This is a genomic window from Arthrobacter sp. GMC3 (assembly GCF_002929305.1).
Taxonomy (GTDB): Bacteria; Actinomycetota; Actinomycetes; order Actinomycetales; family Micrococcaceae; genus Specibacter.
This window is the reverse complement of the sequence record NZ_PJIO01000008.1, coordinates 188269-204376: the sequence shown is the minus strand read 5'-3', so window position 1 is coordinate 204376 and position 16108 is coordinate 188269. Positions and strand designations below refer to the sequence as shown.

Genomic DNA, 16108 nt, shown 5'->3' with positions numbered 1-16108 from the left:
CCAGTCGTGAGAACTGAAATCGACGATGTCGTCTGGGAATCCCTGCGCGGAGCCGCCACCGACGCCATGCGCAACGCATACGCACCCTATTCGAAGTACCCCGTGGGGGCGGCGGCACTGCTCGACGACGGTCGTATTATCAGTGGCTGCAACGTGGAGAATGCAAGCTACGGGCTGACCCTGTGTGCCGAGTGCACCCTGGTGGGTGCCCTGCATATGGGCGGGGGTGGGCGGATCCGGGCGTTCTACTGCGTGGATGGCGCCGGCGCCGTGCTCATGCCGTGCGGTCGCTGCCGCCAGCTGCTGTATGAATTCAGGTCCCCGGAGATGGTTCTGATGACCAGCCTCGGGATTAAGACGATGGATCAGATCTTGCCGGACGCTTTTGGCCCGGAGAACTTGGAGAACCAGCAATGAGCCCATCTTTCGGATCACGTTATGCCGGACCGGCATTTGACGCCGTTGACATCATCAGGACCAAGCGGGACCGCGGCACGCTCAGCGCCGATCAAATAGCCTGGACCATCGACGCCTACACCTACGGCGACATTGCCGATGAACAGATGGCTGCCCTGAATATGGCCATCTTGCTCAACGGGATGAACCGCGGGGAAATCTCCTTGTGGACGGCCGCCATGATCGCCTCGGGGGAGCGGATGGACTTCTCTGGCCTCCGAACGCCAGCCGGGGCGCCCATGCGCACCACGGATAAGCACTCCACCGGCGGTGTGGGGGACAAGATCACGTTGCCACTGGCACCCCTGGTGGCAGTGTTCGGTGTGGCCGTCCCGCAGCTATCCGGTCGCGGGCTGGGGCACACAGGTGGCACCTTGGACAAGCTTGAGGCCATTCCGGGCTGGCGGGCCAACCTCAGCAATGCCGAAATGATGCGCCAGCTCTCCGAGGTGGGCGCTGTGATCTGTGCCGCCGGTGACGGCCTGGCCCCGGCGGACAAGAAGCTCTACGCACTGCGCGACGTCACGGGCACGGTGGAGGCCATCCCGCTGATCGCCTCCTCGATCATGAGCAAGAAGATCGCCGAAGGTACCGGTGCGCTGGTGCTGGATGTGAAGGTGGGCTCGGGCGCGTTCATGAAGGACGTAGGCATGGCCCGCGAGCTTGCCCAGACCATGGTGGCGTTGGGCAAGGACGCTGGCGTTAACACGGTGGCGCTCCTCACCGACATGTCTACACCACTGGGCCTGACCGCCGGAAACGCCATTGAGGTTGAGGAGTCGGTGGAGGTGCTAGCTGGCGGCGGCCCGTCCGACGTCGTCGAACTGACGGTGCGGCTGGCCGAGGAAATGCTGGCAGCTGCCGGCGTCCACGACGCCAACCCCGCCGCGGCTCTGAAGGACGGCCGTGCCATGGACGTGTGGCGCAGGATGATTGCCGCCCAGGGCGGGGACCCGGACGCGGCAATGCCGGTGGCTCGGGAGCCCGAGGTAATTTACGCCCCGGCGGACGGGGTCCTCACCGAACTGGATGCGCTCAGCGTTGGCGTCGCTGCCTGGCGCCTGGGGGCAGGACGAGCCCGCAAAGAAGACGCCGTCCAAGCTGGCGCGGGTGTGCGTCTGCACGCCAAACCCGGCGACGTGGTCCGGGCAGGGGAGCCGCTGATGACGTTGTTGACCGATACCCCGGAAAAGTTCGACCGGGCCAAGGCAGCCCTTGCCCAGGCCGTGACGATCTCCGCCGAAGGCGCACCAGCAATGCGTGATCTGATCCTAGAACGCATCGCCTGACCCCGACGCCGTATCACCTTTGGCGCGTTTTTCCTCGACGCGGTATCACCTTTGGTGCGCTTTCGGCCGACGCCGTATCACTTTTGCCACGCCTTGCTGTGCGGAACGCAGTTTGTCCGACGCCTGGTGATACCGCGTTGGGCCAGGATGCGCCAAAGGTGATACGGCGTTGGGCCAGGATGCGCCAAAAGTGATACGGCGTCGAAGGGTCTCATCCCTTGGGTGCAAAAGGGGTCCGAAATATCGCTCGCTGGGTGGATGCCTGCTACCAGCGAGGCGTGCGAAACTAGACATTGACAACCGCCAGAGGAGAGGAAGCATCCCCGGTGGATTTTTTGCACATCATCGATCAGATCAACTTTGTTATCGCCCATTCGGCCGCCCAGTGGTGGATCATCCCACTGGTTAGTTTGTTTTGCCTGATCGACGGTTTTTTCCTTTTCCTGCCGAGTGAAACTGCCATCGTGGCACTTGCTTCCATCTCCGCCCGGACAGGTTTTCCCAATATTTGGCTGCTCATCCTCGGGGCCAGCATTGGTGCCATCATGGGCGACAACATCGCCTACCTGCTGGGGCGCAAGCTTGGCACCAGCCGGTTCAAGTGGATGCGCCGTCCCCGCGGCGCCAAGGCGTTTGCCTGGGCTGGTCGTGAACTGGAAAAGCGCGGCGCCATCTTGATCTTCACGGCCCGCTACATCCCGGTGGGCCGCATCGCCGTGAACTTCACCGCCGGCGCCACGAACTTCCCCTGGCGGCGCTTCATTGTCCTTGACAGCATTGCTGTGGTCACCTGGGCTTGCTATTCGGTGGCAGTGGGGACCTTTGCCGGCCGCTGGGTCCACCACAATCCGCTGCTGGGCGTGGGCATCGCCATCGCCTTCGCCATCGTCATCGGCTTCATTGTTGACCACGCCATGAAATATTTGCACCACTTCCTGGAAAAGCGCGGCAAGCTGGCGCCCCGCAACGAACCCGGCCACATGGCCGCCCAGATTGCGGCACAGGCACTCGCCCAGGAGCAAGCCCGCGATCAGGACGCTGGCCCGGACGCCGGCAGCACGGCCACCGTCGACCCGACGCCCGCACCCACTGGCGGCACCGTCGTCACGCCCACTGGCGGCGCCGTCGTCGTACCCAAAGTAGCGGGGGCTGGCGCGGAGCCACAGATACGCCCATAGCGCACGCCGCGCCCACGAACTAGCGCCAGCGTCGCATTCCTCCCTAGAGTGGTCATTGTGACTAACCTAACTGACGCCCAGAGCTCCGATACTTCAACCACCGTTGACCTCAAGTCCCTGCCCAAGGTGTCCCTGCACGACCACCTTGACGGCGGCTTGCGCCCGGCCACCATCATTGAACTGGCCGAGGAGGCGGGCTATGAACTGCCCGCCACGGACCCGGAGGAACTGCGCCGCTGGTTCCTTGATTCCGCGGATTCAGGCTCCTTGGTCCGCTACCTGGAGACCTTTGACCACACGGTTGCCGTCATGCAGACCCGGTCGGCCCTTATCCGCGTGGCCCGTGAGTTCGTCGAAGATTTGGCGGACGACGGAGTCGTGTACGGCGAGGTTCGATGGGCACCCGAGCAGCACCTCACCGCCGGCTTGACCCTGGATGAGGCTGTCGAGGCCGTCCAGGACGGCCTCGAGGAGGGCATGGACCTGGTGGATGCGGCCGGCGGCTACATTGAGGTGGGCCAGATCATCACCGCCATGCGTCACGCCGATCGCGGATCCGAAATTGCCCAGCTGGCCGTGCGCCACCGCGACAACGGCGTGGTGGGCTTTGACATTGCCGGGGCGGAGGACGGCTTCCTGCCCTCCCGCTTCACCGAGGCCTTCACCTACCTGGCGGAAAACAACTTCCCCGTCACCGTCCACGCCGGCGAGGCCGCCGGGCTGGACAGCATCCAGGACGCCCTGGTCCACGGCCGCGCGCTGCGCCTGGGTCATGGTGTGCGCATTGCCGAGGACATTCACCTTGACGTCCAGCAGGAGGACGGGCACGACGTCGGCACCGTCACCTTGGGCGATCTGGCCCAGTGGGTGCGCGACAGGGAGATCCCGCTGGAGCTGTGCCCGTCGTCGAACCTGCAAACCGGCGCCATTTCCAGCTTCGGCACCACCATGGGCGAACACCCCATCGACTTGTTGCACCAGCTGGGCTTTAACGTCACCGTCAACACCGACAACCGGTTGATGAGCGGGGTGACGCTGAGCGGCGAGTTTGAACTTCTCATGGACACGTTTGGCTACACCCTGGATACCATCTTGGAACTGACCCTGAACGCCGTCCATGCAGCGTTCCTGCCTATCGAGGCCCGCGAGCAGTTGGCCGACTACATCGTCGAATATTACGAGGAGGTGTTCGACGGCTACGTTGACGAGGACTCAGCCGAAGACACCGAAGATCACAGCCATCACTCCCATGGCTGATAGTGGTTATGACCACCCCTAGTACGGACTTTTCGACGGTGACCAGTGACCGGGCCGATTCTGCTGCCCAGCAGACGGCCCGGTTGCTGGGCATCATTGCCAATCTGCGCGAACACTGCCCGTGGACCGCGCAGCTCACGCACGCCTCCCTCACCGAGTATCTACTGGAAGAAAGCTACGAGCTGATCGAAGCGATCGAGGGCGGCGACACCACTGAGCTTGCCGGTGAACTGGGCGACGTCCTGTTCCAGGTTGCCGTCCACGCGCGTCTCGCCGAGGAATCGGGCCTCTTTGACTTTGCGGAGGTGGCGCGTGGACTCAGCGAGAAAATGATTCGCCGCAATCCGCACGTTTTTAGGCCGGATGGTTCCTTACAGGAGACTTTTCCGGCAACCATCGCCGAGATTGTGCACACTTGGGATGAGGTCAAGCGAGCCGAGCGGGCACACCTTCGTGACGAGGGCGACGGCGGCGGCGACGCGGTGCGGGCCAGTGCGGCACGGGCGGATGCCTTTGCCGGAATCCCTGTGGCCTTGCCGGCGCTGGCGTTGGCGCAAAAAACCCTTGACCGGGCCCAGCGTGCCGGCCTGGCCCTGGGCGAATCGTCTGCGGACGGCGGGGCTGCTTCCCGCAATGGCAAGGCAGGCATGACGGAGGACGAACTCGGGAAGTCGTTGTTCGACGTCGTCCGGGCCGCCCGCGCCCAAGGTTTGGATGCTGAGCGGGCACTCCGCAACGCCGTCCGCGCCTTCCAGAGCGGTGAATGCTAAAATTTGTATCAGGACTAGGCGAGTAAATGAGGGGCGGCACTGATGACCACAGCACATCTGGCCCACGCCCCTGCGGAAAGTGGGGTGGCCCGCATGGCCTGCTTCGCGGCCGCAATCCTTCACTGACACGCACCGCCAAGGGCTGTTGCGTGTGTGTGAGTAACCCGCCATGTAGACACCTGTGCCGTTGTGAACGGCACGCCCGAGAGGGCACCCCTAAGTCTTTAAGGACCCATTGCTGTGGAACAAATCTCTGAAAAACAAATCCGTTCTTGCTTCGTGAACGCCAGCCGGTCAGAAGCTGCCAAGCTGACTCTGCCAGCGAACTTTCCCACCCTGGACTGGGAATCGCTTGACTTCCTTGGCTGGCGCGATGCCAAAATGCCGATGCGCGGCTACCTGATCATCCGCATCGAACAGCGGCTTGTGGGCATCATGCTCCGCGCGCCGGAAGGCGGCAGCGGGAAAAAGCGCCGGGTGCTGTGCGAGCTCTGCCGTGACGTCTACTCCGAAGAAGACGTCTACCTGTGGGTGAGCAAGCGGGCTGGTCAGTCAGGTCGGGACGGAAACTCTGTGGGGACGCTGATCTGCGCGGAGTTCCTCTGCTCTGCCAATGTCCGCAAAGAGCCAACCGTCAACGAGATCGAGCCTGATCCTCAGGCCGTCGTCGAGCGGCAGATCAAGGGCCTGCGCGAGCGGACCGAACGGTTCCTGGCCCGCGTCCAGAGCTAAACACAAGGGTGTCGTGGTCTCCAATAAAGGAGACCACGACACCCTATTTACTTGGTGCTTGTGTTTTACGTGCGAATCAGTCTGAAAGCTGTTTGTAGATGCTCCGGCGTGCGGTGTCTAGGGCTTCGGTGGCGGCCTTGATCTGTTCCTCGGTGCCCGCCAAACTGATTTGCTGGACGGCGCCGACGAGCTTGCTCATGCTCAATCGAAGGTCGGTGCCTGCCCCTGCTTCCTCGTTGACGTCAGCCCACACGGCCGTCATCTCCTCGGCATGCTCGGCAACATAGGCCCGGCCTGCTTCCGTCAATTCATATTCCGTACGCTTGCCAGTACCAGAGGACACGATCAGACCCTCGGCGCTCAGGGCAGCCAGTGTGGGGTAGATGGAGCCGGGGCTGGGGCGCCAGGCACCATCCGTGTGCAAGGCGATGGCACCGATCAGGCCATAGCCGTTGAAATTATGCTGCGTCAGCAGTGAAAGTACGGCGCTGCGGACATTGCCTTTGCGCACCCTACCGCCACGGCCAAACCCGCCACGGAATCCCGGACCGCCGGCACCGGGTCCAAACCCGGGGCCAAACCCTGGCCCAAAGCCCGGACCAAAGCCGTGGCCACCGCGAGGGCCGAACCCGCGCCCACCGCCGCGAGGGCCGAAGCCTGCCCGGTCTCCGCGCGGATCACCGTCGTCTTCTCGGTTGCGGGAGGATTTTTCGCCATAAGGCGATGCGCCGTCGTGGTGATCGCGGTGATGACTGCCGTGGTCCGCATCGCCGGGGAAGCTGCCATGTTGGCCGGCGTACTCACCTTCTCCGGTGGGGGAGTTGCCGTCGTGGTGGCGACGCGACCGCGGGCCGCGACGTTCATTGTTTTCTTGGGGGAAGTTGAAGTTATTCATTGTTCTTGCCTGTTCTTGCAGAAGTGGTTTTAGGTAGCCGTACAGGGCGGGAACCATACGTGGTTGGCGCCGTCGGGCCGTGTTGCGGGTGCCGGGGAGCGTCTCTGATGAGACTGGCTGGCAGGCTGTCCGCTTATGGAATCAAAGTTCGCGTCTTGGAACATCGCGATAGTTAACGATATATCGGTATGTTCGTTAATGCAAGAGTGGCAACCGTCCTTTTGTCGACGCCGCAACAGCCCCGGTAGCAGTCGTCGTAGCAATGGGTGCCGCGTCACGTTCACGCGCTAGGATTGGTTGCGACAGCGTGGTCGACATCAATCCGCTCGAAGCTGACGATTAGGAGCAACACGTGGCACTTATTGAAGCCATTCATGCACGCGAAATTTTGGATTCCCGGGGAAACCCGACCGTTGAGGTCGAGGTTCTTTTGGAAGATGGCTCGGTAGGGCGCGCAGGGGTTCCCTCTGGCGCATCGACTGGTGCTTTCGAGGCAGTGGAACGCCGCGACGGCGACAAGGCCCGCTACCAGGGCAAGGGTGTCTTGCAGGCAGTCGAGGCCGTTCTGGAGGCAATTGCCCCTGAACTTGAAGGCATTGACGCAACCGAACAGCGCCTGATCGACTCCATGATGTTGGAACTGGACGGCACCCCCAACAAGGCCAAGCTTGGCGCCAACGCCATCCTGGGTGTTTCCTTGGCTGTCGCCAGCGCGGCAGCAGCCTCAGCCGATTTGCCCCTGTACCGCTACCTGGGCGGCCCGAACGCCCACGTCCTGCCGGTCCCGCTGATGAACATCCTCAACGGTGGCTCCCACGCCGACTCCGACGTCGACATTCAGGAATTCATGATTGTGCCGTTGGGTGCAGCCACGTTCTCCGAGGGCCTGCGCTGGGGTGTTGAGGTTTACCACAACCTCAAGGCTGTGCTGCAGGAAAAGGGTCTCTCCACCGGTTTGGGTGATGAGGGCGGCTTCGCACCGAACCTCCCCTCCAACCGCGCTGCACTGGACCTGATCCTGGAAGCCATCAAGCGTGCAGGCTACAAGCCCGGCACCGACATTGGCTTGGCCCTTGACGTTGCCTCCTCAGAATTCTTCAAGGACGGTACCTACCAGTTCGAAGGCAAGTCACTGACTGCCGCCGAAATGAGCGCGTACTACACCGAACTCGTTGCCGACTACCCGCTCGTTTCCATCGAGGATCCCCTGGATGAGGACGATTGGGAAGGCTGGAAGACCCTGACCGACGCTATCGGCGACAAGGTTCAGATTGTTGGTGACGACCTGTTTGTCACCAACCCCGAGCGTCTGTCCCGCGGCATCGAGACCAAGACGGCCAACTCGCTGCTCGTGAAGGTGAACCAGATTGGTTCACTGACCGAAACCTTGGACGCAGTGTCCATGGCTCAGCGTGCCGGTTACACCACCATCACCTCGCACCGCTCCGGCGAAACCGAGGACACCACCATTGCTGACATCTGCGTTGCCACCAACGCCGGTCAGATCAAGACTGGTGCCCCGGCCCGCTCCGAGCGCGTTGCCAAGTACAACCAGTTGCTGCGCATCGAGGAAGACCTTGAAGATGCAGCACGCTACGCCGGACGCAGCGCCTTCCCGCGTTTCAAGGGCTAAATCCTTCTCTAAGGTGCGGTGACTGGCTAAGGTGGACTACACACCATAACCAGTTGCCGCATCTTTTGGCGTTAACGTTAGAAATCGCTTCCGTTGGTGGGTGGAAGTGCCCAGCAGAAGTACCAGGAGACTCATGGCTACGCGTCGTCCCAAAGTGCCCAGTGCGCAATTCACTGCCGGCTCGGACAAGGCGCCCGCCGTTGCTGACGAGCAGCCGCTGACACCTGTGAGCGAATCGGCGCCGTCGCCGAAGAAAACCGCCCGTCGAACACCGGTATCAGCTGGCAAGGCACCTGCTGGCAAGGGTCGCACAGCTTCGGCCGCCGACGCACCCACGGCACATGGCCATGGAAACCACGCTCACAGCCAAGAACGCAGCCGCCAAGACGGCGTCATTCATGATGCAAGTTCCACGCCAGTACCAGCGCGCTCATTTTCCGGGCGCCTGTTGGTCATCGGCCTGGCCATGGCGGCCATAACCGTGGTTCTGGCCCCCAACGTGCACACTTTCATGGAACAAAGGGCAGAAATCTCGGCACTCAAGCAAGACATCGCCCAGAAGACGCAGCAACAAGCCACCTATCAATCGGAGCTGGCGCGGTGGAACGACCCCGCCTTCGTCAAACAGCAAGCCCGCGACCGGGTCAGCATGCTCATGCCGGGTGAGACAGGGTACTGGGTTTATGGTGCCGACGGGGTAGAGGCCATAACCGGCTCGGCGGATGCAGACAAGGCCGCCGCTGCGGCAGCCACCTCGGCCAAAAACGCCACCGAAGTGACCACCGAACCGTGGGTGGACAGGCTACTTTCCTCGATTCAAAAATCCTCCCAGGTAGCTGTCGATCCTGCCGCGAATGCTGCAGACCCGAAGGAAAAGCCCACAACGCCCCCGGCGGGCAAATAGGCGCTGCGAACAACAAGGGCTCCCGGCACGGTAAAATGGCTTGGTGGATGGAACAGCCATCCCCACGCGGGCTGACCTCCCATTAGAGGCTGTCTGCTCACAAGAATTCCTTTAGGAAGGACGCCGGTGCCCGCATCAGCAAGCTCCGCGACAAGCGGGCGCGTACCCACGCAACACGATCTTGACACGTTGAGCCGCCAGCTCAACCGCCCGGTTCGGGACGTAGTTGAGATTCCAGCCCGTTGCGTGTGCGGCAACCCCCTCGTTGCCGCCACGGCACCCCGGCTGAGTAACGGAATTCCGTTCCCCACCACTTTTTACCTAACCCACCCGGTCATCACTGCGGCGGCGTCACGGCTCGAAGCTGCCGGGATGATGAACGAGATGACCGAACGCCTGGCTACCGACGGCGACCTGGCAGCGGCCTACCAAAAAGCCCATGAGGCGTACATCGCCGCGCGGGTGGCTATCGGTGAACGTGCCGGCACCGGGCCGGTCCCGGAAATTGACGGTATTTCAGCCGGCGGCATGCCCACCCGGGTGAAGTGCCTCCATGTTCTGGTGGGCCATGCCCTGGCTGCAGGGCCCGGGGTCAATCCACTCGGCGATGAAGTCATTGCCGCCCTGGCGCCGTGGTGGACAGCGGAGAAATGTTACTGCGAAGGAGCTTGGGATGACGGCGCGCCCGTGCCCAACAAGGACCTGAGCCGCCACGTCAAACACCTCAACGCTCAAGCGGCCGAATAGTCCCCACTTGCCGGCCCGATAAATCGCTGGCGCGATTTTCCGGGAACCTGGCAAGTGTGGGCCCACCCACTGACTGGCCCGATAAATCGCTGGCCCAATCGCCGGCGCGATTTCCCGGGAACCTGGCAAGCGCGGGCCCACCCAATCGCCGGCCCGGGGTTCCCAGCAGGGCGTCCACCCTCCCACTGCCACAGACAAGGATCATTCCATGCGCGTTGCCGCCATTGATTGCGGGACCAATTCCATCCGCCTGCTCATTGCCGACGTCACCACATCCGGCGGTGGCACGGCCACGCTCACTGACGTCCACCGCGAAATGCGTGTGGTGCGGTTGGGGCAGGGGGTTGACGCGACGGGAATGCTGGCCACCGAGGCACTCGAACGGACCTTTGCGGCGACCGAAGACTATGCCTCGCTGATCCGTGAGCACAATGTTGAGCGCATCCGGTTTGTCGCCACCAGTGCTACGCGCGACGCCGGTAATCGCGCCGTGTTTGTTGAGGGCATCAAGGCGCGCCTGGGCGTAGAGCCGGAGGTTGTCTCCGGCGCCGAGGAAGCCGGGCTTTCCTTTGCCGGTGCTGCCAGTGTGCTGCCCACCCTGGCTGGTGAACTCGTCCTGGTGATCGACCTGGGCGGCGGCAGCACAGAATTTGTTGTGGGAGATTCCGACGGCGTCAAAGCCGCCATCAGCACCGACATGGGCTGTGTCAGATTCACTGAACGGTACTTGCTCAGCGACCCGCCCACGGCCGAAGAAATCGCTGCGGCCGAGGCGGCCGTGGAGGCGAAGCTGGTGGACGTCCTGGCCGAGGTCCCCTTGGCGGAGGTGACCCGGGTGGTGGGTGTGGCAGGCACAGTCACCACTATCACCGCCCAGGCCCTCGGACTGGCGAGCTATGAGCGTGAGGCGATTCATGCCGCCGTCGTACCACTGGCGCACATGGAGCAGGCGGCTGGCGAATTGCTGGGCATGAGCCGCGCCCAGCGGGCCAGCCTGGGCTTCATGCACCCCGGACGAGTTGACGTGATTGGTGCCGGCTCGCTCATCTGGCGCACGGTGCTGCGCAGGATTGCCCAGCTCACACAGGGACGCGTCGAATCGGCAACTGCCAGCGAACACGATATTCTGGATGGAATCGCCCTAGGCGCGGCCGGGGGACTCTCCTGAGCCTCACCGCCCTCGACGGAAACGAGCATTCATGGCCTTAGCGCCACGGCCACAACACCGGACACGGTTGCGCAGCATTGTCGCGACCGCACTGACCCTGACTCTGGCCGGGTCCATGGCCTTGGTGGGAGTGCCGGCGGCCTCTGCCGACGACATCCGTAACCGGGAGTACTGGCTGGAGCAATCCGGGATCACCAAGGCCTGGGAAGTTTCACAGGGTGAAGGGGTCAAGGTTGCCGTCATTGACAGCGGCATCGACGCCAGCCACATTGACCTCAAGGGTGCCGTGGTGGGCGGAGTCGACATGTCTGGCTCCGGAGACGCCAAAGGCACCAAGGGCGTGGGTGCGGAACCCGAGCACGGTACGCTCGTGGCAACCATGCTCGCAGGCCGCGGCCACTCCGATTCCTCCTCCACAGCCTCGGCCAAGCCCGGAACGCCCGCTGTTGGGGCAGGTCCCGACGGCGTCATTGGCGTGGCACCGAAAGCTGAAATTCTTAGTGCGTCCGTCTGGCTCGGAAGCGAAAACCCGTCCGGCAAGAACATTGATGACCAAATCCCGGCAGCGGTGCGATGGGCTGTGGACAATGGCGCAAAAGTCATCAACATGTCCTTGGGTAGCACCTCCACCGCGTGGCCACAGAGTTGGGATGACGCCTTTGCCTATGCCGAGGCCAAGGACGTGGTCATTGTTGCCGCGGCAGGGAACCGCAAATCCGGGAGCGAACAAGTTGGCGCGCCGGCCACCATTCCCGGCGTGCTGGCCGTGGGCGGCCTGGACAAGGACGGCAACGCCAGTGTCGATTCCTCATCGCAGGGCATCAGCATTGGTGTCAGTGCCCCTGCCGAAGACCTGGCCGGAGGATTGCCGGGCGGCGGCTATGCCCGATGGAGCGGAACCAGCGGTGCCGCGCCCATAGTCTCCGGCGTGGCGGCACTGATCAGGTCCAAGTACCCGCAGATGTCGGCGGCGCAGGTCATCAACCGCATCATCTCAACCGCCAAGCCCAAGGGCGACGGCGTGCCCAACGCGTTGTACGGATACGGGGTCTTGGACGCCGAGGCTGCCCTGAAGGCCGACGTTCCCGTCGTGGAAGCAAACCCGCTTGGCAGTATTGCCGACTGGATTCACGTGCACCGCCGCGGTCAGGCAAGCGAAGCGCCGCCGGCCGGAACCCCCACATCCACGGCACCTCAAGCGAAGCCGACCCTCGTCGACGCTGCGGTGCCGGTGCCCCTGCCCGCGGCAAAACTCACCAGCAACACCCCAGCCCTGATCTCGCTGGGATTCCTGGGCCTGATAGTGCTGATCGCGGCGGGTGGCGCCACGCACTTGGTGCTGGTCAGACGGCGCCTCCTGGCGGCCGGTACCGAGGGTACGGGTGTCCCGGGCACGGGCGAAGCTGGCGAGACGGACGACGTCGTCGGCCCTGAGGCGGGCGGCCCTGACGCCGTCGGCCCGGTAAAGCCCCAGGTGAACGGGCCCGAGAAGGTCGGTCACAAGCATTAGAGCGCTGCGTCTTTTTGGGCTGCTCCCGGTCGGTGCCGATTGCGTTACGCTGCACTCGTAACCTGTTAGTGAATGTTTTCACAAACGGCTGTACCATAGAAACATGGCAATTTCACCCACATTCTCAGCACGCCCGCGCGTCCTTGTAGTCGGCGGCGGCTACGTTGGCCTCTACACGGCTTTCAACTTGCAGAAGAAGATCGCGAATTCCGGTGGCATCGTCACCCTCGTTGATCCACTGCCCTACATGACGTACCAGCCGTTCCTGCCCGAGGTGGCCGGTGGCAACATCGAGGCACGTCACGCTGTGGTCTCGCACCGCAAGCACCTGAAGGAAACCGAGCTGATCCAGGGCTCCGTCACCAACATTGACCACGAGAACCGCACGGCCGTCATCGCTCCGGCCGACGGCGGCGCGCCGTTCGAGATCCCCTACCACGACGTCGTCGTGGCCGCCGGTGCCGTCACGCGCACCTTCCCGATCAAGGGGCTGGCAGAATCGGGCATCGGCCTGAAGACCATTGAGGAAGCCGTTGCCCTGCGCAACCAGGTTCTGTCCCTCATCGAGCAGGCCTCCACCGAGACCGACGCCGAAACGCGCAAGCGTCACCTAACGTTCGTCGTAGTCGGTGGCGGCTTCGCCGGCATCGAGACCATCGCAGAGCTCGAGGACATGGCCCGCGCCGCCGTCAAGCTCAACAACCGCGTGGAGCAGTCAGAACTGCGCTTCGTGCTGGTCGAGGCCATGGGCCGCATCATGCCCGAGGTCACCGAGAAGCAGGCACTTTGGGTTGTGGAGCACCTTCGCAGCCGCGGCATCGAGGTTCTCCTGAACACCTCGCTGGACAACGCCGAGGACCACAACCTCAAGCTCATCAACCTGCCGGACAAGAGCGTTGCCCAGCAGTTCGACGCCGACACCCTCATCTGGACCGCCGGCGTCATGGCCAACCCCATGGTTCGCTCCACGGACTTCCCGATTGAGCCCCGCGGACGCGTCTCCGTCAACGTAAACCTGCAGATCACCGGCGAATTCGGTGTCATCCCGAACGCCTGGGCTGCCGGCGACGTTGCTGCTGTTCCGGATGTCACCGGCGGCCTGCCCGACGGTACCTGCGTCCCGAACGCCCAGCACGCCCTGCGCCAGGCCAAGCGCCTTGCAAAGAACCTGTGGGCCAGCCGTTTCAACAAGCCGATGAAGGGTTACAAGCACAAGAACCTTGGTGCTGTTGCCGGCTTCGGCGAGTGGAAGGGTGTTGCCAAGATCATGGGCATCCAGCTCAAGGGCGCCCCGGCCTGGTTGGCCCACCGCGGCTACCACGGCCTGGCCATGCCGACGTTCGAGCGCAAGTTCCGCGTGATCATGGACTGGTTCGTTGCCATGTTCACGGGCCGCGACCTGGCCCAGCTGGAATTCTTGGACAACCCGCGCCGCGCGTTCGTCACCGCGGCCACCCCGGCACCGAAGCCTGCTGCCAAGCCAGCCGAGGCTCCGGCCGCTGAAGCGCCGAAGGAAGCGAAAGCTGAAGCAAAGGAAGAAGCCACTACCTCCAAGTAGTTAGCGCTTCCTAGCAATGAACGACGGCGACCCTCCCCACCTGTGGGAGGGTCGCCGTCGTTCCCCAGCCGCTCCCACTGCTCGCAAGCTCGCAGCGGGTCCCTCGCGGCTGTGAGCCCATGCCGTGCCAGTTGCTTCTCCGCTTACCTGTTGTTGCACAACGGCAGTTAAGCGCAGAAGTGACGGTTATGCCCCCGGAGCTGGGGGAATAGACTGTTGCGATGATCATTCGCCGCGAACATGCCGCCGACAGGCCGGAGATCGTTGCCCTGATTGAGGCGGTGTTCCCGGAGCCGGTGGAGGCCCGACTACTGCGGGAACTGTTCGCCTCCCGTGAGTACATCCCTGAATTGTCCCTTGTCGCCGAATCCGATGGCGGGGAGATTTTGGGGTATGTGATCAGCACTCGCGGCTGGGTGGGGGAGGTGCCTGCGCTGGGGCTCGGTCCCATCGGAGTGCTGCCCGCCTACCAAAAGCAGGGTGTGGGTTCGGCCCTGATGCAGGCCAGCATTGACGCCGCGAATGGCCTGGGTGAGCCCGTCATTGCCTTGTTGGGGAGCACAGAATATTACCCGCGGTTTGGCTTCTTGCCGGCCGATTCCCTGGGGATCTTTTCCCCGGACCCGTCCTGGGGCTCGTATTTCATGGCGCTGCCACTGGCGGGATTTCATTCCGGCATCCGCGGACATTTCAAATATGCGGAACCTTTTAACAACTTGTGATGGTTTTCGGACCGGGCACTAATTCCAGTAGTGTTAACAAAACCGGGTCCAACGCCCGCGCCCCAGTAGCCCAATGGCAGAGGCACCAGACTTAAAATCTGTTCAGTGTCGGTTCGAGTCCGACCTGGGGTACCAGTATTGCCGCAGCCCAGAGACCCATCGAGGGATTCCTGGGGTGCGGCAATTGTCATTTTGGTGGGAATTCTGGTGGGAATTTTGTCAGCGTTTCATGTGCCTGCACGGTTGGTTAGACGAACAATAGGTGAACATTAGCTGGTAATGCCCTGACAATGATGGCTCGAGGGAACAAAATCGGTGTCCCGAGCGTCTGACTTGGTAAGGTAGTACTACTATTTACCCCCAATCTGGAGGAATCAGCACAATGGCACTTGGTGGAAACCCGGTCTTTGCCAACAACAAGAACTTCAAGGAAGTGCCCGCTTCACAGCGCGGCTACGCCCCCGCCGGCACCGACACCATGCCTGGCGCAGCGCAGCTTTCTGCCCAGCAGTTGCAGGACCTGTACAACAAGCCCTCGGCCAATGGCGCGCAAACTGGGCGTCTGACCTACGACGACGTCATCATGAAGACTGTCTTCACACTGTCGCTGGTTCTTGTTGGTGCAGCCCTTGGCTGGTTCATTCCAGTGCTGTTGTTCCCGGGCATGATTGTGGGCCTTGTCCTGGGCTTGGTGAACTCGTTCAAGAAGCAGCCTTCCCCGGCCCTAATCCTTTGCTACGCCTTGTTTGAGGGCATGTTCCTGGGCGGCCTCTCGGGCATGCTGGAAGGCGTCTACCCGGGCATCGTGGTGCAGGCGGTGCTGGGCACACTGAGCGTGTTCCTGGTGACGCTGGTGCTTTTCCGCAACGCCAAGGTTCGTGCCACACCCAAGATGACACGTTTCTTCATCATTGCGCTGGCCGGTTACGCACTGTTCTCGCTGATCAACTTCGCCTTGGTGATCTTCAATGTCACCAGCACCCCCTGGGGAATCAATGGCATGGACATCCCCGGCACCAACATCCCCTTCGGTGTGGTTATTGGCCTGCTGGCCATCGGCTTGGCCGCGTTCTCGCTGATCGTTGACTTCACCTCCATTGAAAAGGGTGTCCAGAACGGGCTGCCCGCCAAGTACTCCTGGACGGCCGCATTTGGCCTGACGGTGACCCTGGTATGGCTGTACGTGGAGATCCTGCGCCTGCTGGCCATCCTGCGCGGAAACAACTAAAGCCCCGCTCAGAATTAACATCCGGATCGCCCGACCTGTCTTACAGGCCGGGCTTTCTTCC

Annotated in this window: 15 protein-coding genes and 1 tRNA gene; 15 read left to right on the top strand and 1 reads right to left on the bottom strand. The window is 62.7% G+C overall.

The window, feature by feature from the left end:
- Positions 1-6: 6 nt before the first annotated feature.
- From CXQ94_RS14395 to CXQ94_RS14370, 6 genes are all read left to right on the top strand, one after another.
- A complete protein-coding gene (locus tag CXQ94_RS14395) occupies positions 7-417 on the top strand; it encodes a cytidine deaminase (protein WP_258067090.1) in 411 nt (136 codons plus the stop codon).
- Positions 414-1745 (top strand): thymidine phosphorylase, encoded by a 1332-nt coding sequence (locus CXQ94_RS14390; RefSeq protein WP_104091257.1) that lies wholly within the window; start codon positions 414-416, stop codon positions 1743-1745. Before CXQ94_RS14395 ends, CXQ94_RS14390 begins: the two co-directional genes overlap by 4 nt.
- Positions 1746-2071: 326 nt before the next feature.
- Entirely contained in the window at positions 2072-2923 is an 852-nt protein-coding gene (locus CXQ94_RS14385) for a DedA family protein (protein WP_104091256.1), read from the top strand.
- Positions 2924-2980: 57 nt separating this feature from the next.
- Positions 2981-4180, top strand: a complete 1200-nt coding sequence (locus CXQ94_RS14380; protein WP_104091255.1) for an adenosine deaminase — start codon at positions 2981-2983, stop codon at positions 4178-4180.
- 8 nt (positions 4181-4188) lie between these two features.
- Entirely contained in the window at positions 4189-4950 is a 762-nt protein-coding gene (locus tag CXQ94_RS14375; protein ID WP_104091254.1) for a MazG nucleotide pyrophosphohydrolase domain-containing protein, read from the top strand.
- A gap of 240 nt (positions 4951-5190) precedes the next feature.
- On the top strand, positions 5191-5682 hold the full coding sequence (locus CXQ94_RS14370; RefSeq protein ID WP_104091253.1) for an FBP domain-containing protein: 492 nt from the start codon (positions 5191-5193) through the stop codon (positions 5680-5682).
- A gap of 76 nt (positions 5683-5758) precedes the next feature.
- On the opposite strand, the gene CXQ94_RS14365 is transcribed toward CXQ94_RS14370, so the two are convergent.
- The gene (locus tag CXQ94_RS14365) at positions 5759-6577 is read right to left on the bottom strand and encodes a PadR family transcriptional regulator (RefSeq protein ID WP_104091252.1); all 819 of its coding nucleotides are present in this window, start codon (positions 6575-6577) and stop codon (positions 5759-5761) included.
- Positions 6578-6929: 352 nt separating this feature from the next.
- Here CXQ94_RS14365 and eno point away from each other — a divergent pair, with 352 nt between their 5' ends.
- The 9 genes from eno (at position 6930) to CXQ94_RS14320 (ending at position 16047) form a co-directional block, all read left to right on the top strand.
- The gene (eno, locus tag CXQ94_RS14360; protein ID WP_104091251.1) at positions 6930-8210 is read left to right on the top strand and encodes a phosphopyruvate hydratase; all 1281 of its coding nucleotides are present in this window, start codon (positions 6930-6932) and stop codon (positions 8208-8210) included.
- Positions 8211-8343: 133 nt separating this feature from the next.
- Complete coding sequence (locus tag CXQ94_RS14355) at positions 8344-9114, top strand: septum formation initiator family protein (protein ID WP_104091250.1); 771 nt, start codon at positions 8344-8346, stop codon at positions 9112-9114.
- A gap of 126 nt (positions 9115-9240) precedes the next feature.
- On the top strand, positions 9241-9861 hold the full coding sequence (locus CXQ94_RS14350) for a DUF501 domain-containing protein (protein WP_104091249.1): 621 nt from the start codon (positions 9241-9243) through the stop codon (positions 9859-9861).
- Between the two features lie 208 nt (positions 9862-10069).
- Complete coding sequence (locus CXQ94_RS14345) at positions 10070-11029, top strand: Ppx/GppA phosphatase family protein (protein ID WP_104091248.1); 960 nt, start codon at positions 10070-10072, stop codon at positions 11027-11029.
- Positions 11030-11144: 115 nt separating this feature from the next.
- Entirely contained in the window at positions 11145-12539 is a 1395-nt protein-coding gene (locus CXQ94_RS14340) for a S8 family serine peptidase (RefSeq protein WP_258067104.1), read from the top strand.
- A gap of 103 nt (positions 12540-12642) precedes the next feature.
- The gene (locus CXQ94_RS14335) at positions 12643-14097 is read left to right on the top strand and encodes an NAD(P)/FAD-dependent oxidoreductase (protein WP_104091246.1); all 1455 of its coding nucleotides are present in this window, start codon (positions 12643-12645) and stop codon (positions 14095-14097) included.
- 221 nt (positions 14098-14318) lie between these two features.
- Positions 14319-14819: a GNAT family N-acetyltransferase gene (locus CXQ94_RS14330; RefSeq protein ID WP_104091245.1), complete on the top strand. Its 501-nt coding sequence runs from the start codon at positions 14319-14321 to the stop codon at positions 14817-14819.
- A gap of 59 nt (positions 14820-14878) precedes the next feature.
- A tRNA-Leu gene (locus tag CXQ94_RS14325) sits at positions 14879-14954 on the top strand.
- 247 nt (positions 14955-15201) lie between these two features.
- A complete protein-coding gene (locus CXQ94_RS14320) occupies positions 15202-16047 on the top strand; it encodes a Bax inhibitor-1/YccA family protein (protein WP_104091244.1) in 846 nt (281 codons plus the stop codon).
- Positions 16048-16108 lie beyond the last annotated feature (61 nt).